The organism is Streptomyces sp. NRRL S-340 (assembly GCF_000720185.1).
In the GTDB taxonomy this organism is placed as follows: Bacteria; Actinomycetota; Actinomycetes; order Streptomycetales; family Streptomycetaceae; genus Streptomyces.
Window position 1 is genome coordinate 1 of the sequence record NZ_JOIY01000110.1, and the last position, 723, is coordinate 723.

Consider the following 723-nt stretch of genomic DNA (forward strand, 5'->3'; position numbering starts at 1 on the left):
GTACTCGCGCAGGAAGGCGAGGACGGCGGGGTTGGAGGAGGGGAGTTCGGTGTAGGTGCCGAGGCCGAAGGCGGGGTTCTGCTTGCGGATCTCGATCATGCGGCGGGTCCAGTGCAGCAGCGACGAGGGGGAGGACATGGAGGCCTCGACGTTGGTGACCTGGTAGCCGTAGACCGGGTCCATGATCGTGGGGAGGTAGAGGCGGCCGGGGTCGCTGGAGGAGAAGCCGGCGTTGCGGTCGGGGGTCCACTGCATGGGGGTGCGCACGGCGTCGCGGTCGCCGAGCCAGATGTTGTCGCCCATGCCGATCTCGTCGCCGTAGTAGAGGATCGGGCTGCCGGGCAGGGACAGGAGCAGGGCGGTGAAGAGTTCGATCTGGTTGCGGTCGTTGTCGAGCAGGGGTGCGAGGCGGCGGCGGATGCCGATGTTGGCGCGCATGCGCGGGTCCTTGGCGTACTCCGCGTACATGTAGTCGCGCTCTTCGTCGGTGACCATCTCCAGGGTCAGTTCGTCGTGGTTGCGCAGGAAGATGCCCCACTGGCAGTTGGCGGGAATGGCGGGGGTCTTGGCGAGGATTTCCGAGACCGGGTAGCGCGACTCCCTGCGCACGGCCATGAAGATGCGCGGCATGACGGGGAAGTGGAAGGCCATGTGGCACTCGTCGCCGCCGGCGGTGTAGTCGCCGAAGTAGTCGACGACGTCCTCCGGCCACTGGTTCGCCTC

1 pseudogene is annotated in these 723 nt (G+C 67.2%); it reads right to left on the bottom strand.

Annotated features, from left to right (window positions below):
• A pseudogene (locus tag IG64_RS37170) lies at positions 1 to 723 on the bottom strand (alpha-amylase family glycosyl hydrolase); the annotation flags it as partial.